We start from the raw sequence: 25,879 nt of genomic DNA, 5'->3' as shown, positions 1-25,879 counted from the left end.
ATAGAAGTTGTATCAAGCGTCTATAATGGATATGATACTAATTTTTTAGAGTTCATACAGAGAATTTATTCCAGTTGTTGTGCACAAAACGGGAACGTATACATGGGGGAATTTCAATTAGTGAATGAAACTAGTTGAGATTTCGACGTTTTGAAGGAGGGTTATTTGATGATCGAAATAGAAAAACCAAAAATCGAAACGGTTGAGATCAACGATGATGCCAAGTACGGGAAGTTCGTCGTAGAGCCACTTGAGCGTGGATATGGTACCACTTTGGGTAACTCCTTACGTCGTATCCTACTATCTTCACTCCCAGGTGCCGCTGTTACATCGATTCAGGTCGATGGGGTACTTCATGAGTTCTCAACAATTGAAGGCGTCGTAGAGGATGTAACATCCATCATTTTAAACATTAAGAAATTAGCTTTAAAAATCTACTCTGACGAAGAAAAAACTCTTGAGATTGATGTTCAGGGTGAAGGACCTGTTAAGGCAAGCAATATCACTCATGATAGTGATGTTGAAATCTTAAATCCAGACCTTCATATTGCTACATTAGCTTCAAATGGTCATCTTCGCATGCGTTTAACTGCAAGACGCGGTCGTGGTTACACACCGGCTGATCTGAACAAGAGAGAAGATCAACCAATTGGTGTCATTCCAATTGACTCAATCTTTACGCCAGTTTCTCGTGTGTCCTATCAAGTAGAAAATACTCGTGTAGGTCAAATGACAAATTATGACAAGCTAACGCTAGATGTTTGGACAGATGGAAGCACTGGGCCAAAGGAAGCGATTGCTCTTGGTTCGAAAATTTTGACCGAGCATTTGAACATTTTCGTTGGGTTAACCGATGAAGCTCAAAATGCTGAAATCATGATTGAAAAAGAAGAAGATCAAAAAGAAAAAGTTCTTGAAATGACTATTGAAGAACTTGACCTTTCTGTTCGTTCTTATAACTGCTTAAAGCGTGCTGGAATCAACACTGTTCAGGAATTAGCTAATAAGACTGAAGAAGATATGATGAAGGTTCGAAACTTAGGCCGCAAATCACTCGAAGAAGTGAAGGCGAAACTAGAAGAGCTTGGATTAGGCTTGCGTAAGGACGACTAGTTCAAACACTGCTTATAATCCGTTTAATGACTTCAACAAAGGAGGGAACCCTTCATGGCATACAGAAAGTTAGGACGCACAAGTGCACAGCGTAAAGCTATGCTACGTGATTTAACTACAGACTTAATTATCAACGAGCGCATCGAAACAACAGAAACTCGCGCGAAAGAACTTCGTGTGACTGTTGAAAAAATGATCACTTTAGGTAAACGCGGCGATTTACATGCTCGTCGTCAAGCTTCTTCTTACGTTCGTAATGAAGTTGCTAATGCTGAAAATGGTCAAGATGCTGTACAAAAACTTTTCGCTGATATCGCTCCACGATACCAAGAGCGTCAAGGTGGATATACTCGTATTATGAAACTTGGACCTCGCCGCGGTGACGGTGCGCCAATGGTTATTATCGAGTTAGTTTAATACCTTTTAACAGACAACAAGGGCGCTGGACAGTTTACAAACAAACTTGTTCTTTGCCCTTTTTCTGTAAGAGAATATATTGTTCGATCCAAGCCAAACGAGTGTTATGATGAGCGTGACTTCTACGTGTAGGAGCATGAAGGGAGTAATACCCCCTTGGATTGAAAACGATTCATAATCAATTGTTTTCTTTTTCACGTCTCGTCTAGCTCATGCACCTCCTCCCATTTCTTGATAGAAATTCCTTTTTGCAGCCTTAGTAATTGCTGCCCAGGGACGAGGTGCGGGCTTTTTTTATATGTAAAAATATTGTCTTAGTAGAGCTTAGTTTAGTATGTTAGTCGAGAGGAGGAATGACAATGAACGAATCAATTGTTTCACTTAAGGGAGTTTCCTTTCAATACGAAGGACAAGAACGCTACGCACTTAATAATGTTACATTCGATATCTATGAAGGTGAATGGCTGGCCATTGTTGGTCATAATGGCTCAGGTAAGTCTACTATGGCAAAGCTCCTAAATGGGTTGCAATTCCCACAAAAGGGTGATATCACGGTATGCGGCATAGGTTTGAATGAAGAAACGGTATGGGATGTCCGAAAAAAATTAGGGATGGTATTCCAAAACCCCGATAACCAATTTGTCGGCACAACTGTACAGGATGATGTGGCTTTTGGTCTAGAAAATCATGGCATACCTAGAGATGAAATGGTCCAGCGTGTGGAAGATTCATTGAAGAAAGTGAAAATGGATAAATTTCTATATCAAGAGCCCCACCATCTATCAGGTGGACAGAAGCAGCGAGTAGCAATTGCTGGCGTACTTGCCTTAAGGCCTTCTATTATTATTCTAGATGAGGCAACCTCCATGCTTGATCCAAGAGGTCGTGAGGAGGTTTTAGAGACGGTTAGACTATTAAAAGAAGAAAAGTCTTTAACGGTAATCTCTATTACTCATGATCTGGAAGAGGCAGCAAAAGCAGATCGAATTATTGTCATGAATAAAGGTGAGGTTTTCCGTGAAGGCGTACCGGAAGAGATTTTTTCAATGGACGAGCAGTTGATTCAATTAGGATTGGATATTCCGTTCTCGGTTAAAATGAGCAAAGCTTTCCGTCAAAAAGGGATTGACCTATCCAAGCATTATTTATCGGAAGAAGAGTTGGTGACAGAGCTATGGACATCTCGCTTCAACATATAGAATACCGTTATCAAGCAAACACTCCTTTTGAACGCATAGCGCTTGAGGATGTATCTATCGATATTCCATCTGGAACATATTTGGCAATAATCGGTCATACAGGTTCTGGCAAGTCAACGGTTCTTCAGCATCTAAATGCCCTTTTACAACCAACTAATGGAACGGTTAAGATTGGGGAACATGAAATTAGAGCACAGAAAAAAAATAAGAATTTAAAACAAGTACGGCAAAAGGTAGGCATTGTTTTTCAATTTCCGGAACATCAGCTTTTTGAAGAAACAGTAGAAAAGGATATTATTTTTGGTCCACTTAATTTCGGTGTTTCTGAAACTGAGGCAAAAAAGCGGGCGCGTCTTGCATTGAAACAAGTAGGACTTGGGGAAGATGTCTTAGAAAAATCCCCATTTGATCTTTCTGGCGGGCAAATGCGTCGAGTTGCGATTGCTGGTGTGTTGGCCATGGAACCAGATGTTATCGTCTTGGATGAACCTACCGCAGGACTTGATCCACGCGGCCGGAAAGAAATTATGGATATGTTTTATACACTCCATAAGGATAGAAATCTATCCACTATATTAGTTACACATAGTATGGAAGATGCAGCTAGATACGCAGACCAGATTGTCATCATGCAACAAGGAAAAGTAGTAAACAAAGGAACACCAGAAGAAATCTTTTCTGCGCCTGCCCAGTTGGTACAAATGGGATTGGATGTTCCAGAAGTGGTTCGTTTCCAGCTAAAGCTTGAAGAAAAAATAGGTGTAAAACTCGATAAAATGTATTTATCAATAGAAGAGTTATCTGAAGCTGTTACTGAAACATTAAAAAGAGGTGTTCACTCATGATGGAGAAAATGATTTTTGGCCGTTATGTTCCTGCCGATTCTCTAATCCACAAAATGGACCCTCGTTCTAAATTGCTGATTATCTTTTTATTTGTATGTGTTATTTTCTTCGCGAATAATGCAGTTACCTATGCACTAATAGGAATTTATACCTTTTTCATGCTTGGTTTGTCCCGCATTCCTGTTCGTTTTTTATACGGTGGCCTGAAACCGGTTCTATGGCTTGTGCTCTTTACCTTAGCCTTGCAATTGTTCTTTACGAAACAAGGAGACCTTTTATATCAATGGGGACCCATTAAAATATATGAAGAAGGTGTCAGACAGGGAATCTTTATTTCTTTACGATTCTTCTTCTTGATTTTAATGACTTCATTGTTAACTTTAACAACCACTCCAATTGAAATTACAGATGGATTAGAAACTCTTTTACATCCATTAAAAAAGATACATTTTCCTGTCCATGAAATGGCTCTAATGATGTCTATATCCTTACGTTTCATCCCAACATTAATGCAGGAAACAGACAAAATCATGAAGGCTCAAATGGCCCGTGGTGTTGAGTTTTCAAGTGGTCCCTTTAGGGAGCGGATTAAGGCAGTCATTCCACTACTTATTCCGTTGTTTGTCAGCTCCTTTAAACGGGCGGAAGAACTGGCCATAGCGATGGAAGCAAGAGGTTATCGCGGAGGAGAAGGAAGAACAAAATACAGGCAGCTCGAATGGCAATTAGGCGATTCCTTGCAATTAGTACTCCTAGGTGTTTTAACCATCTTTTTAATCTTATTACGTTCATAATGGAGCGAAACCATGCAAAGATACAAATGCATAATATCCTATGATGGCTCGGGTTTCTCGGGGTATCAAGTACAACCAAATAAGAGGACTGTACAACGAGAGATAGAAGGCGTCTTAGCAAAAATGCATAAGGGCACCTCTGTGAAGGTTACAGGCTCTGGACGAACAGATGCAGGCGTTCATGCAATAGGACAGGTGATTCATTTTGATTCGCCCCTGCCTATTTCTGAGGACCGGTGGGAAATCGCCCTAAATTCGATGCTGCCGGAGGATATTTCAATTCTTTCGGTTAAAAAAGTGAGCGACAGCTTTCATTCTCGGTTTGATGCGTTAGGGAAAGAGTATCGATATGTGCTGCATTTATCGTCTAAGAGGAATCCTTTTCAGAGGGTCTTTGCCTATCGGTACCCCTATCGTCTCAATTTAGAAGCTATGAGGGAAGCAAGTAAATATTTCCTTGGCACCCATGACTTTACTAGCTTTTGTTCTGCAAGAACAGAAGTAGAAGATAAAATACGAACTGTTAAAGAAATTGACTTTTTGCTGGAAGATGACCAGCTTACGATTCGCTTTGTCGGAAACGGTTTTTTGTATAATATGGTTCGTATTTTGGTAGGCACTTTGCTAGAAGTAGGGTCTGGTGATCGAAACCCTGAGGACATCCCTGCCATTCTAGAAAAAAAAGATCGTCGCCTGGCAGGAAAAACAGCTCCAGCCCACGGTCTATACCTTTGGGAAGTTTTTTACAAATAACTTTTGAATAAAACAACCCAACCTGGTGTAACATCCCCTTGACATATAGACCTAAAGTATTTATTATATTATATGTGTGTGTTTTTAATCCCACGATTAAGCCCCGGAAAGTCTTCATCGTGATTGAAAATATATGAATTAGAAAACTTAAGCGCACAACGGCATTATTGTGGATTCCCGGAACAGAATAAACAGTAACTGCTTTATGAACGTGCGAAAAAATAATCTTTAATGGATTTAATTAGGAGGGAAACTCATGCGTACAACGTTTATGGCAAATGCCAACAATATCGAGCGTAAATGGTACGTGATTGATGCTGAGGGCAAAACTCTTGGACGTCTTGCTTCTGAAGTAGCATCAATTCTACGTGGTAAAAACAAACCAACTTTTACACCACATGTTGACACTGGTGATAATGTAATTATTCTTAATGCATCTAAAGTAGAACTAACAGGAAAGAAATTAACTGACAAGATCTACTACCGTCACAGCATGCATCCTGGTGGTTTAAAACAAAGAACTGCTCTTGAAATGCGTACAAACTATGCTGAGAAAATGATCGAGCTTGCTATTAAAGGTATGCTTCCAAAGAATTCTCTTGGCCGTCAAATGATCAAAAAATTACACGTATATGCTGGTAGCGAACATCCGCACCAAGCACAAAAACCTGAAGTTTACGAACTTCGCGGATAATTTAGAGGGAGGGAATTAACTTGGCACAAGTTCAATATATCGGTACTGGTCGCCGTAAGAGCTCAGTCGCACGTGTGCGTCTAGTTCCAGGCACAGGTAAAATTGTAGTTAACGGTCGTGAAATCGAAGATTATATCCCATTTGAAGCTTTACGTGTTGTTGTAAGACAACCATTAGTAGCTACTGAAACTGTAGGAAGCTATGATGTTCTTGTAAACGTAAGCGGCGGTGGATACACTGGTCAAGCTGGCGCAATTCGCCACGGTATTGCTCGCGCATTACTTCAAGCTGATCCTGAGTTCCGTCCAACATTAAAGCGCGCAGGTTTATTAACTCGTGATGCACGTATGAAAGAGCGTAAGAAATACGGTCTTAAAGGTGCTCGTCGTGCGCCTCAGTTCTCAAAGCGTTAATCTTTGCGGACATTCCAAGACTCTCGACCATTTGGTTGAGGGTCTTTTTTATTTTGTATCGCTAGGTGATATGACCCTTGCAAATTTATCTAAAAATGTTCATATTTAAATTAAAAGGAGGTCCGATATGCGACTTGATATACAACCTAATGAACAAGCTTTCTCTTCCAAAGAAGTGGCAGAAGAATTAGGAATTGCAACACCCACTGTTCGAAAGTATGGCCAAATCTTAGAGCGGAATGGATATGAATTTTTGAAAGATGGAGATCGGCGTATTTTTGTACAATCTGACATCGGAGCGCTTATAGCGTTACGCGATACGGACAAGCCCCTAGACGAAACAGCTAAAAACATTGTATATAAACAAAAAGAAAGTTTGGAAGGACCTAATGAAAGTGAGATTGCTATACCCGATACATATAGTAATTTACCCCAAGACCCCAAACAATTAGAAGAGATCTTATTGTTTTTAGCTCAAGAACTCGCAGCCACACGTGAAATGAATGTCCAATTGACGAACGATATGTCTCAGCTTAAAACAACGGTTTCCCGGCTCCAGCAAGATCATCATGTTATAAGTTCTAATATTGGAAATTCCGCACAAAAAACGCATGCTAAAATAGAAAAATTAACTGAACAACAAATGACCCATTATGAAACGTTATTGCAACAGGAGCAACAAATAAGCGATTTCTTACAAAAAGAAATACAAAATATGCGGGACGAACAGAAAAATGAGTGGATTTCACAAAATGATTTTAATAAACGTTTAGAAGAAGCGATACAACAGCCTAAAGAAAAATGGGCATGGCTTTTCTCCATATTCAGAAAATAAAGTGCCTGTTTTAGGCTTTTTTTTCTTGTATCGCAGGGCGATATAACATACAAATAAATCCCCAGAGACTTCTGCTTTAATAAAAAAAGAGTCGATATGCGAGATGATATTTAAACTACCGTATCCACTATTTTTTTAATTTTCAACAAATTCCCGGGAAATATCGACAAATTCTGAGTAGATATCGACAAATTTTAGAAGCTTATATTAGCTATTCTAATAAAGAAAAAAAGAACCTAATGTAGTAGACTCTTTTAAAAAAGGTATTCCTATTTACCGATACTTTTCTTTAAATAGTATTCAAACAATAAATCAATCAACAGCATCAAAGTGGAACGAGCAGTAATATCATATCCAGCATACTTTACTCGTTCAACTGTCATACTGAGGTTTGTTTTGACTAGTTTTCCTAACGCTGAATCAGAGGTATTCGTAATTGCTGCCGTTTCAACGACCTTGTAGGATAGTTTTTCCGCTGCTTTTATGACCGTTTGTGTTTCCCCACTCGAAGAGATAAAAAAGACTAAATCTTTGGGTTCCACCATGTTAGGAAGAAGGTCAATCATATGTGATTCATATGTATAATGTGTCTGCTTGTTTGTTTGCATAAGAAGCATACTAAAATACTCCGCGAGCATTTTGGACAACCCTACGCCCACTACAATCACTCGTTTAGCGTTCTTAATTCTCTCACTGAGCTTTTCCAATTCTTCAATAGAAATGGTTTCAAATGCAGATAGAAATTCTGTTTGATATCGTTCTACCGGATTATCGTTTAGCAGAGACTGCTGATTTTCAATTGTTTTTAGGAGATACCTTAATTCTGAAAACCCCTCTAAACCAAGTTTATGTGTCATCCTTACAATTGTTGTGGTACTTACATTATTCACTTTCGCGATTTCGGTCAGCGAAAGTTTTTTTGCTTCATCTAAATTTTGATCAATGTAATAAAGCACCTGTTTTTCTGTCGAAGTTAATTCTGCTATATGATTACCGAACTGGTCGAGAATTTTCCCCATCTGGTTGTTCCTCATTTCCATCCAAATCTTTTATCTAGTAAATCAAGTATAGTATTCATTCTGTACAAATGTACAGAGGATGTACAATTGTAACCGCTTTTTCTATGTTAAAACTATAGTATAAGGAATTGAAAGTGTTTTCATAATAGGTGAGACAGGAGTGAATGTTATGGGAATTAGAAACATGACCCATCCGAATTTAGTAGTGTTTGATGTTCAGGCCAATAGTAAAGAGCAAGTCATCCAGCAACTGATCTCTAACCTTTATAAAGAAGGTTATATAGTTTCAGAACAGGCATTTTTGGAGAAGGTTTTACAGAGGGAAGAGATTTCTCCAACCGGACTTGAAAAGGGATTGGCGATCCCACATGGAAAATCTTCAACTGTTAAAAAGGCTGTTTTTGCTGTGGCTAGATTAAGAACGCCACTGAATGATTGGCCGAGTATTGATCCAAGCAATAAGGTGCAACTAGTGTTCTTAATTGCTATCCCAGAAAACGAAGCAGGCACAACCCACTTAAAGATATTGTCTGAATTAAGTACGAATCTAATGCGTGAGGGTTATTTGGATAGGCTAATGGCTGCAGCTACGCCTGAACAATTTCTAAACCTTCTAGATATAGAAAAAGTAACAGAGCCGGTAGTGGACCAAGAGTTCACCAAAACAGTGATTGCCGTTACAGCTTGTGCAACAGGCATTGCACATACGTATATGGCTGCTGAAGCCCTTGAACAAGCGGGTCGTGATCTTGGAGTATTGGTTCTAGTCGAAAAACAAGGCGCAAACGGAATAGAGGATCAGCTTTCTCCAGAAGTAATAAAAAAAGCAGATGCAGTTATTTTTGCAACAGATATAGCACCGAAACAAAAAGAACGTTTCTTTGGAATGCCATTTGTGCAAACCCGCGTTGCAGAGCCTCTAAGAAAAGGTAAAGAAATGATTCAAAAAGCACTAAATAATCCTGATGGGGTAGTTGAGGGTGTTGAATCAGCTGATGTAATAACTACTTCCTCTGGTGGTGGATTCTTTAGAGAAGCTGTTCAGGCGGTAATGACCGGTATTTCGTACATGATCCCAGTTATTGTTGCAGCGGGACTTATGATGGGGATTGCCAAACTAGGAGCGATGCCATTTGGACTTGTAAATGAACTCGGTGATCCTAAATATGCGACACATCCCAATGAACTATTTGTGATCTTACATTATTTAGATATGTTTGGCGGTTTGATCTTCAAGTTTATGTATCCTATATTCGCAGCATTTGTTGCTTATTCGTTGGCAGACCGAGTAGGACTAGTTTCCGGATTCATTGGGGGGGCATTTGCTGGTGGTCTTCATTATACGTTTTGGGCTGTTGAGGGAGGAATTCCATCGGGGTTCCTTGGTGCGTTAATCCTGGGTTTAACTGCTGGTTACGTTAGTCGTTTCCTAAATCAAAAAATTCAATTAAGCAAGAACCTGCAGGCAATGAAACCAATGTTAATTATTCCTGCAATAAGTGTATTAGCTATTTTCTTCTTAAATTTTTATATTGTAGATCCTGTATTTGGAGGATTGAATGTCATCCTTCGCAATTGGATTGAATCTGCAGCAGGTACAGGTGATGTAATTCTTGCAGCTATCATCGCTTCTGCTACTGCCTTTGACCTTGGGGGGCCAATTAATAAAGCGGCTGGAGCTATAGCTATTGGTTTAGCTGCGGATCATGTATATCCGTTAACTGCCCGCGTATTAGCAATCGTCATTCCGCCAATTGGTATCGGTCTTGCAACAGTGATTGATAAGTATATCGTTGGCCGTAGAGTGTTTCCGGAGGATCTGCGAATTGCAGGGAATACCTCATTGTTATTAGGCTTTATTGCAATCAGCGAAGGGGCAATTCCGTTCATGCTTCGCAATCCGCTGATTACGATTCCAATCAATATTATCGGTGCGATTCTAGGAAGTGCAACGGCCGTTGTGTTAGGAGCTGTTCAATGGCTGCCTCTACCTGCTATTTGGGGCTGGCCAATGGTTGAAAACTTATGGGCATACCTTGTAGGACTCTTAGTGGGAGTAGGCTTTATCGCACTAACTAATATTTTTGTACGCTTTTCAATTTTAAAGAAAAAAGAAACTCAGGCATAAAACAAAAAAGGGGCGCATCTTAAGAGAGGTGACCCCTCTTTCTTTTAAGTTGAAAATAGACATCGTGGGAGGGAACTAGGATGAAGAAGAAAAAAGTTTACGTTGTACCACATTCTCATTGGGATAGAGAGTGGTATTTTACTTTAGAAGATTCCAATCTTTTACTCGTTGAAAATATGGATCGATTAATGAACGTTATGGAAAACGACCCCGAGTATACTGGATATGTATTTGACGCTCAAAGCTCGATTATCGATGAATATTTAAAAATCCGTCCTGAGGAAAAACAGCGCTTGGCAGCTTTGATTAGTGAAAAGAAGATTCTCGTCGGTCCTTGGTATACGCAGGCAGATTCATTGCTTGTAAATAAGGAATCATTGATTAGAAACTTACTATATGGCACCCGTATTGCTGAAAAGATGGGGCATTCCATGAACGTGGGCTATCTTCCTGATATTTTTGGGCAAAACACCTATTTGCCCTCAATTTTTAATGAATTTAAGATTGAATATAGTGTGTTACAGCGTGGAATATACACAGAACAATTGAATAGTGATTTGAACTTCACTTGGCAATCTCCTGATGGGAAAAGCGTAAAGGCAAACAACATTTATTTTGGATATGGACCTGGAAAGTTTTTAGCGGCAGACAATGAGTACATGAAAGAGCGATTGCTGCCCATTTTAGAAAAATTGACAAATTTAAATAAGAATACAGATCACTTACTGCTTCCTGCTGGGGGTGATCAGGTATTGGTACGTGAGCATTTTCCAGAGACTGTGAAAGCATTGAATGAAATAGATGAACAGTATGAATATGTGCTATCAGATTATGAAACATTTATGAGAGATACATGGGATCAAGAGGGACGATTTACTAATGTGATACAGGGTGAATTAATAGCCACCCAAAAATCCCGTATTCATAACACGATTCGTTCACAACGTTATGACATTAAAAAACTGAATGATTTAGCAGAAGAAAAAGTCATTTATCAGCTTGAGCCACTTGGTAGTTTGGCTACTGCCCTTGGCTTTAGGTATCCACAAGCGTGGCTAGATGAAATGTGGAAGATGCTATTTGACGTCCATGCGCATGACAGCATTGGCGGATGTAACTCCGACGATACGAATAAAGAAATCGTTAGCAGGTTGAAAAAGGTAATCCGTATGGCAGATGGCTGCTTAAACCTTTTGAAAAAGCAAATCACTGAAGCGATTAGCCAAGAACTTGGCAAAGATTCTATTTTTGTTATGTTTCATTTGTTGCCTGTAGCATTTGAAGGCTCTCGAAAGATGGTTTTATTTACAAAAACGAGAGAGTTCTTTGTCCGTGATCGAGAAGCGAACCAGGTTATGATGGATGTTTTAGAACAGGAATATATAAGTGGAGGGAAAACCATTGTCGTCACAGCAGAAGGAGAGAAAGAAATGGAAGCTCCTGGCTATTATCGTAATGTAGTCCTTCTTCGTGATATAAAGCTGCCTGCGATGGGTTATGGGACATTTGAAGTGGTTGATAGTAAAGAAACAGGCTATCTAACCTTCTCGCCAAAAACTAATGGTCTTATTGAAAACGAACACTATTTTATTCAAGAGGATCACGGTGTACTGAATTTATATATAAAAGAAAATGATTTACTGATTACTGACTTTATTCGATTTGAGCATGTGGCTGATGCTGGTGATTCTTATGACTTCTCCCCACTGAGGGATGACAAGGAAATCTACTCTAAAAAAGCAAAAGTTCTTTCTATTGATGCAAGTGCTGGGTTAGAAATTATGGAAGTGGAGCATATTTTGGAGGTTCCTGCCGATTTAGAAGAGCGGCAGGCTGGTGTATTCTCTAAAGAACTAGTAATTGTTACACGTTTTGAGCTTAGAAAAGGCGAAGATTTTATCAGAGTTAACCATGATCTTGATAATCATGTAAAAGACTGCAGACTAAGAATCCTTTTACAAACGGGAATCGAAGCTCCTGAAAATTCCTTTGGAGACCAGGGATTCAGCTTAATTCAGCGCCCAACTGTTAATCCATATATAGAAAACTGGAAAGAGTTAAAATTTGCAGAAGCTCCTGTACCGATTTACCCCTTAGAAAACATAGCAGGTACAACAAATGGCCAGGTTACCTCTGCCGTGATAACAAAAGGTATCAAAGAATATCAAGTCGTAAAAGATACGGGGGAACTGGCACTAACATTATTCCGAAGTGTGGGCTTGCTTGGACGAGATAACCTTGAATGGAGACCAGGACGTGCGTCTGGAATTAATAACAAGATTGTTTATACTCCCGATGCACAGATGCAGGGGGAAATGAACTTTGAGTATGCGATTTATTTCTCTAAAGTGTTGAATGAATCCCATTTGTTCAGTGTGGTAAATTGTTATCGTGGACACCATGTGTGTTATCAGAAGCAGACCTTAAATACATTTGAAGAACGTTTGGACCGATTTGAAATTCCTTATCCGGTTTCCAAGCTTCCTTCGCGATTTAGTTTACTTGAAGTTTCCAACAAGGATGTGTTTTTTAGTTCGATGAAAAAGGCACATGATGATTCATCGATCATTATTCGGCTATTCAATCCGGGCAGTGAAGCGCAAGTATTAAATCTGACAAGTGTACATGTAAAGTCAATGGAGCAAACGAGCTTGAATGAAAAGGCCCAATTGAGTGTGAACGAACGGGTGACAATCCTACCAAAAGGATATGTTACATTGAAGCTTGTCATGGAGGAGAGTGGGATACATGAGTTTTTTAACTAAAGTTGAAACATTGTTAAAAACGATCTATGGAGTAGAGTATACAGAAGATTATAAGAGTGAGATTAATAAGCTCGCAAAAAAATGGATGAAAAAAGAATGGAAAGAAACGTCCCACTTAACTGAAAAGAATGTGTATCTTATTACTTATGGTGACATTATTAAAGAAGAAGGGCAGCCAGCATTAAGAACTTTGAACAGGTTTATTAATGAATATGCTAAGAATGAGATTACAGATATTCACCTACTTCCCATGTTCCCATATACTTCAGATGATGGATTCTCTGTCGTTGATTATCGTCAAATTCATCCGAAACTGGGTGATTGGGCTGACATTGAACAGATGGCTGAAGACTATCGGTTAATGTTTGATTTTGTAGCTAATCATATGTCTAAATCAAGCAAATGGTTTCAAGGATATTTAAAGGATGACCCTAAGTATAAAAACTTCTTTATTCCTAAAGAGGATGACTTTGATGCGTCAAAGGTTGTTCGGCCTCGTACATCTCCTCTTTATCATGAGTATGGTGGAAAGACTGCCTGGACAACGTTTAGTGAAGATCAGGTAGATGTGAACTTTAAGCATTTCCCTGTACTGCTCGAGATGACAGACATTCTACTAGAGTATGCGTTCCGTGGCGGGACGAGTATTCGCTTGGATGCAATCGGTTTTATGTGGAAGGAATCAGGCACATCTTGTATTCACTTGCCGCAAACACATGCAATAATCCAATTGTGGCGGGAGATATTAATGGAGTTAGAGTTGAACACGCTGCTGATTACGGAGACGAATGTTCCGCATAATGAGAATATTAGTTATTTTGGAGATGGTCAGAATGAGGCACACATGGTATACCAGTTTTCGCTGCCACCTCTCGTCCTTCATACACTGACAACCCATAATGCAAGCAAACTGACAAAATGGGCGAAAACAATTGGAAAAGTATCAGACAAAGCAACGTATTTTAACTTTTTAGCAAGCCATGATGGAATTGGTATGCGACCCACAGAAGGAATTTTAACAGAGGAAGAGCGGTCAGCATTGGCGGAAAAGGTTCTGGAGAATGGTGGAAGGGTTTCTTATAAAAGTAATCCAGATGGCACGGAGTCTCCGTATGAGCTGAATATAAATTATATGGATGCTTTAATTAATAAGGAAGAAGATGTGAGCGAGGATATAATTGTAGAGAAAATGCTTGCGGCGCACTCTATTTTGTTTTCTGTAATGGGTGTCCCAGCTATTTATTATCATTCCCTCCTTGGATCTGGAAACGATTATGAGGGAATTGAAGCTTCAGGTATTAACCGACGGATTAACCGTGAAAAATTTGAGTATGAAGATTTAATCAGTCAATTGGAAGTATCGACAAGAAGGCAAAAAGTATTCTCAGGAATAAAGAAAATCATACGTACTCGTCAGAAGGAGACAGCCTTTTCTCCCTTTGCTGATCAGGATATATTAGAGCTGGGTGAGCAGGTATTTTCCTTAATTCGCCAAAATAAAGAAACAGATGAGACTGTATTATTTATTGTGAACACTGCAAAAGAAAAAATTGAGGTCAAGCTTCCGTTAGAAGGCTACGACCTTTGGAGTAAGGAATTCGTTGAAGGAAATGTAGAACTGGCTCCTTATCAATTCATGTGGATTAAAAAATAAATGATTTTCCCCTGAACGTTCAAATACTCTCAACCAATTTGGTTGGGAGTATTTTTTATTATGTTAAAAAATCTTTTGACAAATAGGGTTTGGCGTTGTATATTACTTACACACATACTTTAACACTTAAAAGCGTTTTAGTAAAAAAGCAAATAACGCGCCTACAGTTTTAGTAGAAATGTCATGAGCAGCAAACAGAGACCAGATGAAGGGTGAAAATCTGGGCGATGACCATTTTGAAGTACAGCTGTTTTAAACGGGCATACTTATTTAAGAGGGCAGGTATAGATTTTACCTTGCCAATTAGGGTGGTAACGCGGAGTCCTTTCGTCCCTAGACGAAGGGGCTTTTTTGCGTTTATTTCTATCTTTATTAGGGGGAATTTTTGTATGGAACAAGAACAAAATGGATTATCCATTAAACCAACTGAAGCCACGTTGATTATAGCGGTTTTAATGGGTCTGGTGGGTTATTTGATCATTGGCCTTCAGGTGGTCCCGCACCTAGCGATAATTTCTGGAATAGCTCTATTGCTGGGTTATGGCGTAATTAAAAAAGTAAGCTTTAAAGATCTGGAAGAAGCCATGGCAAATGGAGCAAAATCCGGCATCGCTGCAGTTATGATTTTCTTTTTTATCGGGATGCTGATAAGCAGTTGGATGGCCAGTGGTACCATTCCAACATTTATTTATTTAGCGGTTGACTTAGTTTCGGGGAAATTTTACTATGCAATTGTTTTTGTCGTAACATCCATTATAGGCCTCAGTATAGGGAGCTCTTTAACCACTGCTGCTACAGTGGGAGTCGCATTTGTTTCTGCAAGCACTGCACTGGGTATTTCACCTGTGATCACAGCAGGGGCGGTAGTATCAGGTGCTTTCTTCGGTGATAAAATGTCGCCTTTATCGGATACAACAAACCTTGCATCAAGTGTTGCGGGAGCCGATCTATTTGACCATATAAAAAATATGGCATGGACGACCATCCCTGCTTTTATTCTTTCATTTGTCGTCTATCTGCTTCTATCCCCAGCGGAAACTGCAAAAGGCATTCAACAAATTGCAGTTGTTAAGGATACTTTATTAAACTTGAACCTAGTGCACTGGTATTCACTATTACCATTCATTATTCTTGCGCTTTTGGCTGCCAAAAAGGTCCCTGCTATTGCAACGCTTTCCGCAGGCATTTTATCTGCTCTTATTATCTCGTTTTATACCAATAGTGGAATTGGCGGTAAAGGATTTTTAGACCTGCTCTATTCTGGTTACAAATCTGAAAGTGGGATAAAGGAAGTTGATTCAATCTTGACACGGGGTGGAATGGAAAGCATGATGTTTAGCATATCAGTCATTCTGCTTGCACTAAGCATGGGAGGCTTGCTGTTCAGATTAGGAATAGTACCAGCGGTTTTATCAATAATTAATTCCCAATTAAAACGAGTGTCCATATTAATCAGTGCAACTGCCGGAATGGCGATAGCAGTAAATTTTATACTTGGTGAGCAATATTTATCAATCCTTTTGCCTGGGAATGCATTTAAAGAGCATTTCAAAAAAGCAGGCATGGAACCAAAGCATCTTTCACGGGTTCTTGAAGATGCAGGGACAGTTGTTAATCCGCTTGTACCGTGGAGTGTATGCGGTGTATTTTTAGCATCAGTCCTGGGAGTTCCCGTTACAGAATATTTTCCATTTGCATTGTTTTGCTTAGTTTCACCGCTACTCACCGTTTTTTATGGTTTTACAGGTATTACGCTTCCGAAGCCTGCTAAAATCTATTCCAATAGTCGAAAATTGAAGCAGTCACAAAATATGAACTAACTAGTAGAGACTCCTAGACTTTGACGGCTAGGAGTCTTAATTAAATTAATTTATTCAATAACACCTGATTCGATAATACTCACATCTGCATGAACATGGACTTTCAAATATTGATAGTCGGTATCCCACTTTTTAAAACTGAAATTCCTTGTTCTACTTTTTATAAAATGGCCAAATCCTACTGGATCAATTTCTTTTTCTTGAAAACCTTTTGTTAACTTAAGACATACTGATTCAATGTCCTTTTCCACTTTTTTTTCAACTTTCTTTAGATCTTTTGGTGTCAAACTAGCTCCGGTGTATTCATTCAACATCGCTTTCACTTTAATGTGCACATTTACGGTAAAGGGATTCCTAGCTACGAGTTTCATCTTGAATTTGGAACGAATACTTTCAATAGATGCAATTTCTTTTTCTATGTTTACCTTTAAGGTTCCCTCACTGTAGTTGTCTACAAGAAGCTTAAAATAAAACATCTTTGAAGCAGGAATCGTTTCAACTACACGACCATACCTAAAAAAGCTAATTCCACTTATTTCAATTTGTTCATCACCTAATGATCGAATTTGCGGGAGATAGGGGGATTTTCCCTTTTGATGGAAATCAAATAAAAAGCGTTGTAAATTTGTTTTAGGTAAATCCTTTGACTTCATATTATGACGAATAAGATTGGATAAGTAGACAGCATTTCCTCTTTTTCCATATTTCCCTTCAATAACATTTTTGGCTTCTCCTTCAGTGACAGTAAGGTAAAGGCCAGCACCGATGCTCGGGTCTCGTTGGAAGGAGTCAATGAGGGCTAAAATGCCTTTCTCCTTGGCAAGTTTTTCCCCAAATAGAACCACTTTAACTGACCCTGTTACGAGCGGGTCCGACGATTGACGCTGAACATCTCTTAAAAAGTCTCTGCTTAGACTTGAAGAAGCGGTAAAAGTTTTATTTTCAACAGATTTATCTGGTAAGTATACAGGAATGAGAGCCGTGCCGCGTATTTGATTATCAATATAATCATAGGCACTTCCCGTTTCAAGATTGACATCGTCTAAAATTTCTTTTCGAACGCATCCAGTAAGAATGGTCGAAACAATAAAAAAGGTAAGGAGTTTTCTCATTTTTTCTTCACCTTCTTCACAATTAACACAAGAAAAAAGAGCAAAGGAATATAGCCGTAATTAAGGAAAAAGGCAATTTTTCCAGTATAGTCGATAAGAGTATTTATTTGATCCCGTGATTTAAAAAAATTAATAAAAATTAAAGTACTTATTGCTAATGCTAGAACGCCATATTTTTGTTTTATGTTGGTCACTCTTTTAATAATTCGGCTACCACACCAAAGGGCGATGCAAAAATTAGGAAGAATGATGATATTCCAATTAGCAATCCCAATGTATTCGAATCTTTCAACAAAGGGCATTTCAACCACTTTCCACATCGTCAGGGTGGCCCAAATATTTTTTTGCAGCTGCCCCTCTGAAAAGTAGGTAAAGGTTACGAACGTTAGCAAAGTATAGAGTACTGTTGTGTAAAGGACCCCTAAATGCGCCCACTTTTTCGATTTTTGAGGATCTTTAATATAAGGATAAAAAAATAACAATACTTCGTACCCAAGGTAGGTTAGCGACATTTGATAAGATGCCATGGCCAAATCCTTAATTGAATGATCAAAAATAGGAAGCAAATTTTTTACATCTGCATAAGGAATCGTAAAGAAAAAAGTTAAGATTAAATAGGCAGGGAGCACAACTCCAAAGAATGCCACTCCGGTCACTGTTCTAAAGCCTCCAAAGATAATATATATGGCTAATCCACAAAATGCGAAAGAATACCAAAAGGTGCTCATATCCTGGAACATCCATACTTGGACGACTTCAATAAAGGTTCTTAGAAGGGTCAAGGCAATCATTAAAAAATAAAGGACAAAGGGAAGTGAAAGAAGTTTCCCTATTTTCTTCCCGAAAACAAACGAATGGGCAGTGACGATATCACCATCGCCTGTCTCAAGTATTTTATACATCATCCATATAATGATATGAATACTTAAACCTGCAAAAATCACCGACATCCATGCATCATATCCTGCTGTTAAAGCGATAATGCGTTGAAAGCCAAGAACGCCTATACCCACCTGCATTGAATGGACGAGAAAGAAAACTAAAAAAGGCGATACTTTTGCTTTTTCCGGCACTAATTGTTCCATAGCACGTCCTCCGCGTTCTATTCGTCAATATCTCCTTTTTTCACTTTTTTACTAGGAGTAAAACGAACGGGGTTTTGAGTCCTTAAAGTCTGTGGTCTTAAGGATTGCTTTGAGAATGGAAGCCTAATAATAGAATCCTTTAGGTCCGTCATTCTTGGTGGATAGATCGGTTCTAAAAATGGTCTATTAAGGGATGTTAGTCTAATTAAATGTGCCAGTAACAGACAAAAACAAAAAACGATTCCTAAGAGGCCCCAAAGCTCAGCAAAAAATAAAAATGGAAAGCGCAGTAAACGAATGGCGTTGCCCATTTTATAAACAGGAGTCGTAAATGAAGCGAGTGCAGCAAGAGCGACGATAATTAATAGAACATTACTTGTTAGTCCTGCTTCAACCGAAGCGGTCCCGATAACGATACCACCCACGATACCGATTGTCTGACCGACCTTTGTAGGAAGTCGGGCCCCAGCCTCACGTAGTAGCTCAATCGTTAGCTCTAAAAACAAGGCTTCCAAAATAGGAGGAAGCGGTATTTCACGGCGAGACGTAACTAACGTATTCATTAAATCCTTTGGAATCAGTTCATAATGATAAGACAAAGTCGCGACATATATGGGTGTTATCAAAATGGAAAAGGCAACGGCGAAAAGCCGGATTAATCGAAAGAATGAGGATATCATCCAATTCAAAAAGTAATCTTCAAACGAGCCGAAAAATTCAACGAGCGTTGTTGGGGTAATCAGCACATGCGGAGACCCATCAACAAATATGGCGATTTTCCCCTCTGCCAAGATGGCAGTTACCCGGTCTGGTCGCTCGGTATCGAGAAGCTGTGGGAAGGGGGAATTTTTATTATCTGAGATTAATTGAACAATATAAGAACTATCGGTTATGGCGTCGAAATCAACATTGTTTAACCTCTCTCTAACTTCTTGGACATTATCAGGATCAGCGATTTCAGCTAGATACATCATTGAAATTTTCGTTTTGGAAAGAGAGCCAAGTGTCCACTGTTCGCTAATTAGTTCTTTAACAGGTAATCGTTTACGAATTAAGTTGACATTTTGCTCGAGAGATTCGACAAACGCTTCTTTTGGTCCGATGACACTAAACTCAACCTCTGGCTGTGTAATGCTGCGGACAACCTCTTTTTGAGCGGCCAAAAAGGCAAAATGAGTAGGATCTGAATCAAGGGTTAAAAGGACATATCCATTAAACAATTTCTGTTCGATGAGGCTTTCATCATTACTTACCTGTACATCAGCAATGGGAATGATTTTTTTGACGTCTTCGATACTTTCTAACGGCTTTTCTAGTAAATAGGGAAGGACATTTTCCTGCAAAATGCTCTCGTCAATGAGTGTAGATATAAAGGAAAAACAAAACCGGCTATTGGTTGCTTGGTTTATATAATGAACTTTTGTATAATCATTCGAACGTTGGAGATATTGTTCTAACGTTGCTTTTTCACTATTTTGGGCTTTTTTTTTCATAAACCAGTTCATTATTACATTTCACCGCCGTATTTTTACATTTAGAATAGTATTTCCTTTAGTGGAAGGATTATGTAATCGTATATTTGTACTTATTGAATTCTGTCGATTAATAATTGCCTGTTCACTTTCATAAAAAATTGGTAATAGAGTATTTGCATTTCTTATGAACAAGGGATAAAGAATAGTTCTAAGAGGTGAAATTGAAGTGACTGTTATTACTACCTTTAAAGAAAAAAGACGTGAAAAACAGATTAAATATGAGCGTTCCGTACTTCGGGACTTATCCATCAATACGTTAAAAGAAAGAGTAAAACAATATTTTGGTTCAACAAAAATTGCCTCCAGTTTTGTCATGAATACGGGTATAGAAGAAGCTTGCTATGATGTAGCTTTAGAGGCATTCTTATTAGGGTCTAAATTCAGCAAATTTGGCTATTACGGCGAGGATTTAGAAGCAGTGCGGCTGCGGTGTTACAAAGAAGAAAAACACCTAATAGATACCTTATACAACTTTTTACTATACTGGGGAAATGGCGAAGAAGGCACGATGAGTGAATCGCTTTATTACCTATGTGAACAGTATATTCATGTTTGGTGGAGAGAAGGGTTTGAAAAGGGCCAAAGGCGTCATAAACTCCGCCTACATTAAAATTGGAACTTTTGATTATATTGGCAGGGGTGCATAGCGGCTAGTGCACTTCTGCTTTACTCTTTCTTCTGTTCTATTTTTCCCTCTTGTCCCATATAGTTTATTGAACACGGACGAGCGGGAAGGATGATTTGGGTGTCGAAGCGAAGAATAAAAATCATAAGTTTTATTGCAGGTTTGCTTGTTTTGTTTCTCATTTTACAACATGACTTTATAGAGGACGATTCTTGGAATACATGGAATCTACCGTTGTCAGGTAAAATCATTTTATTAGATGCAGGCCATGGAGGTCCAGATGGTGGAGCAGGAACAGGGAAAACCCTTGAAAAAGACATAGCATTAGATATCACCTTAAAAGTAAGGGATTATCTCCAACAGCAAGGAGCTCTCGTGATTATGACACGCGAAACGGATACCGATTTAGCCGATTCTGATACAAGAGGGTATAGTAGAAGAAAAGTGGAAGACTTGAGAAAAAGATTAAAGATGATTAATAAAACCGATAATGACCTCTTTGTAAGCATTCATTTAAATGCTATACCTTCCTCCAGATGGAGCGGAGCCCAAACCTTCTATGCACCGCATCATCAAGAGAATGCAAGGGCAGCTAAATTTATTCAAGAAGAGCTACGCAAGAATTTAGAAAATACAAACCGGAAAGCAAAACCTTTGAACCAAATATATATTTTAAAAAATGCAAAAAAACCAGGAGCGCTAGTTGAGGTTGGCTTTCTTTCAAACCCTGGTGAAAAAGCAATGTTAAAAAAGGATTCCTATCAGGAGAAAGTAGCTATTTCGATCTATAAAGGAATTTTGCGTTATTTTACTAATGAAAAAGAAATTAAAGAAATAGATGAAGGATGATGGGGAATTCTTCCATCCCTTTTTTGTTTATATACTTTTCTGTGGTTTAATAGGTAGTACGTGTGATTCATTTAACTGTATCCCGGCATGATTATGGTATACTGAGAGATGGAAACGAATTCATAAGGTGAGGTGCTTTTCATGTTAACAGAGGTAAAGATCCAAGAGGTTCTTGGCAGCCTTAAAGAGCCATTTTTACATAAAACATTAGCTGAATTACATGCGATTGAAGAAATTAAAATAAAAGAAGAGAAAAATCACGTTAGCGTGAAAATAGCCATTGCAAGAACAGGGACGTCTGAACAGTTACAGTTGCAAACACAAATTGTTAATCTTTTAAAAGAAGCAGGTGCAGCGACTGTTGGAATCCGTTTCAATCAACTACCTGAAGAAGTATTAGCGCAGCATCGCCATGCGGAACCAGAAAAGGAAAAAAATCTGCTTCAATCTAACAATACGACTTTTATTGCTATTGCTAGTGGTAAGGGTGGAGTAGGTAAATCAACTGTATCTGTAAACCTAGCTGTAGCTTTAGCGCGTTTAGGTAAAAGAGTGGGTCTTATTGATGCTGATATATATGGGTTCAGTGTACCAGATATGATGGGAATTACAAAAAGACCGGTTGTAAGGGGAGAAAAAATTATCCCTGTGGAACGCTTTGGTGTTCAAGTTATTTCAATGGGATTCTTTGTAGAAGATAATGCCCCAATTATCTGGCGTGGTCCTATGTTAGGAAAAATGCTGAATAGTTTCTTTAATGAAGTGGAATGGGGAGAAATTGATTATTTACTGTTAGATCTACCACCAGGTACAGGGGATGTTGCATTAGATGTACACACAATGCTACCTGCTTGTAAAGAAATTATCGTCACTACTCCACATCCAACAGCGGCATTTGTAGCTGCACGTGCGGGAGCGATGGCTATCCGAACTGAGCACGAGGTGCTAGGTGTAATTGAAAATATGGCCTACTTCGAAAGTAAGCTAACAGGTGAAAAAGAATTTGTATTTGGTCAAGGCGGCGGTGATAAATTATCCGAGGAGTTACATACGGAAGTTCTTGGACGGATACCACTAAATCAGCCTGACTGGAATGATGAAGATTTTGCTCCATCTGTTTATCAGGAAGATCATCAAATCGGTAAGATTTATTTGGAAATTGCTGAAAAAGTGACCAGTTTGCTTAAAAAATAGGCTGTGTTAAAGAACAGTGATGATATTTATACCCTGTTGATTGGAGCGGAAGGCGCGAAGACTCCTGTGGGAGTATGGTTCAGGGGAGACCCCGCAGGCGCTAGCGCCGAGGAGGCTCGCCGAAACACCCACGGAAAGCGAAGCGCCTGGAGCGGAAATCAACGGACAATTTTAACAGATCCAAAAAATTAAAAATAGCCTCTTCGATGACGAAGAGGCTATTTTTATGGTTGTTACGCTTTATTGCCCACCGCCAGCTCCGCTTTGTCCACCTCCAGAGCTCTGACCACCAGATTGGCTTCCACCTTGATCTTTTGAGCTTGATTTTCCTTGTGCTTCTTCTGCTGCTTTTAGTAGCAACTCCTGCATTTTAGCTTTAAACAACGGACTTTCTATGGTTTCAGAAATGACGGACTGAAGATGGGCACGGTATTCTTTGCTTTTCAGAGCGTCTGCCATCTCTTTTTGAATTTCTGGTTCCTTAAAAACCTGAATCATCATGCCACGATATTCAGGGTCATTCATTAGTTCCTTAAGCAGTTTTTCATTTTCGCTTCTCATATTCTTGGCAACACCTTTAGCAAACTTTGGATCGCTGAAGGTTTTTTTCCAAAAATCTGTCGCTTTATCTGAGGTAAGAGTTTGTTCAATGGTGTCTGAGACCACCTTTTGGTCCATCACAAGCTTTTCTTTCATTTTATCATCAGCCATTACATCTTGAATTGCTTTCTTACCATCATCTGTCTTTAAGATATCGACTACCATTTTCTTTGTTTGTTCGTAATCAATTTGCCCTCCACTACTTGATTCACCAGAAGAACAGCTTGTTAGGAACAACATGATGGGTAGGAGGAGCAACATACTTTTAATTTTCATTATTCAAGCTCCTTTCACATAAGAATCCTTAATTTTAGAATGATTTAAAAGGGAAGAGATTATTCGTATGTAAATGAAATTATGGATTTTTCAAATTTGGCTTGGTACAATCAGTATGGTATTCATTATATGTAATATGGAGGTTTATAGTGTGACAAGCCGCAATTGGGTAAGACTTTTTATGACCACATTATTAATAGGCGGGATCACGACGGCTATTGTGGGTTTTATTGTTCGCTGGAACGAATTTCAGCCTTATTTTGTCGAATTTAGAATCATTGATATTTTATCAACGTTAATTTGGTTAATTGTTATGGGTTTTCTTTTTAGTGTCATTAGTCAAATGGGCTTTTTTGCTTATTTAACGGTTCATCGGTTTGGTTTAGGGATTTTTAAATCGGCATCTCTCTGGAATGCGGTTCAAATGGTTCTTATTCTATTTGCTCTATTTGATTTGATCTATTTACGTTACGATAACTTTGCTAAACATGGGGATTCTGTCTTACCTTATTTTGGTCCTGCCCTCATTCTTTTAGTGGTTGGTCTAATCGTAGCCTGGTATAAAACGAAACAGACTAGTCGAGAGGCATTTATTCCTGCTCTTTTCTTTATGATTGTAGTTACCCTAGTTGAGTGGGTACCTGTTCTTCGTGTAAACGAGAGAAGCTGGCTATATCTCATGATGTTTGCTTTAATGGCCTGTAATGCCTATCAGCTATTAATTCTTCATAAATTAAATACACAATCTGCACAAGAACGTCAAAACCGTGCACAAACAGCTAGTCCTAATGCGAAAAATAAAAATAAAAAAATAAAACCGTCCAATTAAATGGGCGGTTTTTTCTGTGGATTTTTTTACCTAATTTCTTTTGAGTGGGCTTCACCGTTTGCAATCATTTCTGTTACGGAAACAAATTTCAATCCCTTTTGGCGAATATCCGCTAAAATGAGCGGCAATGCTTTCGCCGTTTGCTTGGCGGAATCTGATGCATGAAGAAGAATAATATCCCCCTTCTTCGCTTTTTTTGTATTCTCGACGATAGTTGATACACCTGGATTTTGCCAATCCTTTGAATCAACACTCCAATGGACTACTGTGTAGCCATATCTCTTGGCGATTTTTAAAGTGCGTTCATCAAAGTGTCCAGTCGGGGCACGCAACAGTTTGATGCTTTTCACATTTAATTTTGTGAAGACTTCTTGTGCTTTAGATATATCCTTAGCAATCTTCACATCCTCTAAATCGGTATACTCTACATAATTGTATCCAAGAATACCAATTTCATATCCTTCTTTCACAATCCGACTAACAAGATCGGGGTGTCTTTCTGCCCAAGAACCTGCCAAGAAAAAGGTGGCTGATTTCACATTTTCTTTCTTTAACGTGTCTAAAATTGGTTCTGCCTTTTCATCACCCCAGCCAATATTAAAGGTTAAAGCTAAATCTCTTTCCCCTCGATAGACCGCCTTTGGGCCATCTTTCGTTGAAAAAACTGGAATTTGTGCATGGTTTTCCATATAAAGAAACCATGCAGTAAAAAAAGCTGCAATTAATACCAATGATACATTTTTTAAAGACTTCCCATTCAATACAAAAAAGAAATTCATCCTTCCCACCTCGTCCAATACCATCCTTGTCTCAACCTATGCTTGTATTTTTGAAAATATGATTAAAAAATAAGTTTATAAAATCACAGAAATTGGAAAAGACTACTATAACTAGATTATTTGCTGGAGGTTATTCAATGTTTGGACTTCTGATTAATGAAAAAGAAGTAAAAGAAATGGAATACCTTATTAAAAGAGAAATGGATGAAATACTATTTGATTTAAGAGATGAGCGAATTGATCATATTGTAAAAAGAGCAATGGAAGAAAGATATAAAGTATTATTTACATTGTTTAGAAGAGTGGCTTCACCACATGAATGTTTGAAGTATATGAGGAGAGGAAAGAAAGATAGAAAAAAAGGATAAGAATTTTTTATAAATCCGTTGACAATTATTTGTGGCCTTGGTATATTAATAAACGTCGCTGCTGACATATAAACAACTTAATGAAATTTAAAGAGTTGTTGACATGATGTTTTGCAGATGGTATATTAAAAAAGTCGCTTTTGAGCGAATGAGATTTTTTGCTCTTTGAAAACTAAAC

The 25,879-nt window shown here is 38.6% G+C and carries 24 protein-coding genes; 18 read left to right on the top strand and 6 right to left on the bottom strand.

All coding sequences use genetic code 11. The features are described 5' to 3' along the window. The first annotated feature begins 168 nt into the window (after positions 1-168). The 9 genes from ABES03_RS06820 to ABES03_RS06780 all read left to right on the top strand — a co-directional run bounded on the left by ABES03_RS06820 (position 169) and on the right by ABES03_RS06780 (position 7,063). Entirely contained in the window at positions 169-1,113 is a 945-nt protein-coding gene (locus ABES03_RS06820) for a DNA-directed RNA polymerase subunit alpha (RefSeq protein WP_430116305.1), read from the top strand. Between the two features lie 54 nt (positions 1,114-1,167). Next, a complete protein-coding gene (gene rplQ / locus ABES03_RS06815; RefSeq protein WP_289989314.1) occupies positions 1,168-1,530 on the top strand; it encodes a 50S ribosomal protein L17 in 363 nt (120 codons plus the stop codon). 359 nt (positions 1,531-1,889) lie between these two features. Further along, on the top strand, positions 1,890-2,729 hold the full coding sequence (locus ABES03_RS06810; RefSeq protein WP_430116303.1) for an energy-coupling factor ABC transporter ATP-binding protein: 840 nt from the start codon (positions 1,890-1,892) through the stop codon (positions 2,727-2,729). Continuing rightward, positions 2,705-3,574, top strand: a complete 870-nt coding sequence (locus tag ABES03_RS06805; RefSeq protein ID WP_430116301.1) for an energy-coupling factor ABC transporter ATP-binding protein — start codon at positions 2,705-2,707, stop codon at positions 3,572-3,574. The genes ABES03_RS06810 and ABES03_RS06805 overlap by 25 nt, the downstream gene beginning before the upstream one ends. Beyond that, positions 3,571-4,368, top strand: coding sequence for an energy-coupling factor transporter transmembrane component T family protein (locus tag ABES03_RS06800; protein ID WP_430116298.1), 798 nt, complete (start codon positions 3,571-3,573; stop codon positions 4,366-4,368). Before ABES03_RS06805 ends, ABES03_RS06800 begins: the two co-directional genes overlap by 4 nt. A gap of 12 nt (positions 4,369-4,380) precedes the next feature. After that, positions 4,381-5,121 (top strand): tRNA pseudouridine(38-40) synthase TruA, encoded by a 741-nt coding sequence (gene truA, locus ABES03_RS06795; RefSeq protein WP_430116295.1) that lies wholly within the window; start codon positions 4,381-4,383, stop codon positions 5,119-5,121. A 256-nt stretch (positions 5,122-5,377) separates the two neighbouring features. After that, positions 5,378-5,815, top strand: a complete 438-nt coding sequence (gene rplM, locus ABES03_RS06790; RefSeq protein WP_430116293.1) for a 50S ribosomal protein L13 — start codon at positions 5,378-5,380, stop codon at positions 5,813-5,815. 20 nt (positions 5,816-5,835) lie between these two features. After that, positions 5,836-6,228 (top strand): 30S ribosomal protein S9, encoded by a 393-nt coding sequence (gene rpsI / locus ABES03_RS06785; RefSeq protein WP_098533175.1) that lies wholly within the window; start codon positions 5,836-5,838, stop codon positions 6,226-6,228. Positions 6,229-6,355: 127 nt separating this feature from the next. After that, positions 6,356-7,063 (top strand): hypothetical protein, encoded by a 708-nt coding sequence (locus ABES03_RS06780; RefSeq protein WP_430116292.1) that lies wholly within the window; start codon positions 6,356-6,358, stop codon positions 7,061-7,063. Positions 7,064-7,332: 269 nt separating this feature from the next. Here ABES03_RS06780 and ABES03_RS06775 read toward each other — a convergent pair whose 3' ends face one another. Beyond that, positions 7,333-8,082: a MurR/RpiR family transcriptional regulator gene (locus ABES03_RS06775; RefSeq protein WP_430116290.1), complete on the bottom strand. Its 750-nt coding sequence runs from the start codon at positions 8,080-8,082 to the stop codon at positions 7,333-7,335. A gap of 169 nt (positions 8,083-8,251) precedes the next feature. On the opposite strand from ABES03_RS06775, the gene ABES03_RS06770 reads away from it, so the two are divergent. From ABES03_RS06770 to nhaC, 4 genes are all read left to right on the top strand, one after another. Then, positions 8,252-10,210 carry a fructose-specific PTS transporter subunit EIIC gene (locus tag ABES03_RS06770; RefSeq protein ID WP_430116287.1) on the top strand — a complete coding sequence of 653 codons (1,959 nt, stop codon included), beginning with the start codon at positions 8,252-8,254 and terminating at the stop codon, positions 10,208-10,210. Positions 10,211-10,290: 80 nt separating this feature from the next. After that, the gene (locus tag ABES03_RS06765) at positions 10,291-12,975 is read left to right on the top strand and encodes a glycoside hydrolase family 38 C-terminal domain-containing protein (protein ID WP_430116284.1); all 2,685 of its coding nucleotides are present in this window, start codon (positions 10,291-10,293) and stop codon (positions 12,973-12,975) included. Further along, positions 12,959-14,629: an alpha-amylase family glycosyl hydrolase gene (locus ABES03_RS06760; RefSeq protein ID WP_430116282.1), complete on the top strand. Its 1,671-nt coding sequence runs from the start codon at positions 12,959-12,961 to the stop codon at positions 14,627-14,629. Before ABES03_RS06765 ends, ABES03_RS06760 begins: the two co-directional genes overlap by 17 nt. A 389-nt stretch (positions 14,630-15,018) precedes the next feature. Then, a complete protein-coding gene (nhaC, locus tag ABES03_RS06755; RefSeq protein WP_430116279.1) occupies positions 15,019-16,449 on the top strand; it encodes a Na+/H+ antiporter NhaC in 1,431 nt (476 codons plus the stop codon). 50 nt (positions 16,450-16,499) lie between these two features. Here the strand turns inward: nhaC and ABES03_RS06750 are convergent, their stop codons facing one another. The 3 genes from ABES03_RS06750 to ABES03_RS06740 are packed head-to-tail and all read right to left on the bottom strand — an operon-like array spanning position 16,500 to position 20,151. Further along, a complete protein-coding gene (locus ABES03_RS06750; protein ID WP_430116276.1) occupies positions 16,500-17,561 on the bottom strand; it encodes a Ger(x)C family spore germination protein in 1,062 nt (353 codons plus the stop codon). Continuing rightward, positions 17,558-18,646 carry a GerAB/ArcD/ProY family transporter gene (locus tag ABES03_RS06745; protein WP_430116274.1) on the bottom strand — a complete coding sequence of 363 codons (1,089 nt, stop codon included), beginning with the start codon at positions 18,644-18,646 and terminating at the stop codon, positions 17,558-17,560. Before ABES03_RS06745 ends, ABES03_RS06750 begins: the two co-directional genes overlap by 4 nt. Before the next feature lie 17 nt (positions 18,647-18,663). Beyond that, positions 18,664-20,151 carry a spore germination protein gene (locus tag ABES03_RS06740; protein ID WP_430116271.1) on the bottom strand — a complete coding sequence of 496 codons (1,488 nt, stop codon included), beginning with the start codon at positions 20,149-20,151 and terminating at the stop codon, positions 18,664-18,666. Between the two features lie 196 nt (positions 20,152-20,347). Between ABES03_RS06740 and ABES03_RS06735 the strand changes: the two genes are divergently transcribed. The 3 genes from ABES03_RS06735 to ABES03_RS06725 all read left to right on the top strand — a co-directional run bounded on the left by ABES03_RS06735 (position 20,348) and on the right by ABES03_RS06725 (position 22,849). Further along, entirely contained in the window at positions 20,348-20,791 is a 444-nt protein-coding gene (locus tag ABES03_RS06735; RefSeq protein WP_335530587.1) for a YbaK family protein, read from the top strand. A gap of 135 nt (positions 20,792-20,926) precedes the next feature. Further along, the gene (cwlD, locus tag ABES03_RS06730; RefSeq protein ID WP_430116270.1) at positions 20,927-21,655 is read left to right on the top strand and encodes an N-acetylmuramoyl-L-alanine amidase CwlD; all 729 of its coding nucleotides are present in this window, start codon (positions 20,927-20,929) and stop codon (positions 21,653-21,655) included. Positions 21,656-21,796: 141 nt separating this feature from the next. Continuing rightward, positions 21,797-22,849 carry an Mrp/NBP35 family ATP-binding protein gene (locus ABES03_RS06725; RefSeq protein ID WP_430116269.1) on the top strand — a complete coding sequence of 351 codons (1,053 nt, stop codon included), beginning with the start codon at positions 21,797-21,799 and terminating at the stop codon, positions 22,847-22,849. Between the two features lie 240 nt (positions 22,850-23,089). Here the strand turns inward: ABES03_RS06725 and gerD are convergent, their stop codons facing one another. Continuing rightward, complete coding sequence (gene gerD, locus ABES03_RS06720) at positions 23,090-23,725, bottom strand: spore germination lipoprotein GerD (protein WP_430116268.1); 636 nt, start codon at positions 23,723-23,725, stop codon at positions 23,090-23,092. Positions 23,726-23,876: 151 nt separating this feature from the next. Here gerD and ABES03_RS06715 point away from each other — a divergent pair, with 151 nt between their 5' ends. Next, positions 23,877-24,554: a KinB-signaling pathway activation protein gene (locus ABES03_RS06715; protein ID WP_430116265.1), complete on the top strand. Its 678-nt coding sequence runs from the start codon at positions 23,877-23,879 to the stop codon at positions 24,552-24,554. Positions 24,555-24,580: 26 nt separating this feature from the next. On the opposite strand, the gene pdaB is transcribed toward ABES03_RS06715, so the two are convergent. Continuing rightward, positions 24,581-25,333 carry a polysaccharide deacetylase family sporulation protein PdaB gene (pdaB, locus tag ABES03_RS06710; protein ID WP_430116262.1) on the bottom strand — a complete coding sequence of 251 codons (753 nt, stop codon included), beginning with the start codon at positions 25,331-25,333 and terminating at the stop codon, positions 24,581-24,583. Positions 25,334-25,470: 137 nt separating this feature from the next. Here pdaB and ABES03_RS06705 point away from each other — a divergent pair, with 137 nt between their 5' ends. Continuing rightward, a complete protein-coding gene (locus ABES03_RS06705) occupies positions 25,471-25,701 on the top strand; it encodes a hypothetical protein (protein WP_308081533.1) in 231 nt (76 codons plus the stop codon). The last annotated feature ends 178 nt before the right edge of the window (positions 25,702-25,879 follow it).

This window comes from Neobacillus rhizosphaerae, from assembly GCF_050477885.1.
Taxonomy (GTDB): domain Bacteria; phylum Bacillota; class Bacilli; order Bacillales; family Cytobacillaceae; genus Neobacillus; species Neobacillus rhizosphaerae_A.
The sequence above is the reverse complement of the archived record's forward strand: the minus strand, read 5'-3'. Positions and strand labels throughout refer to the sequence as shown.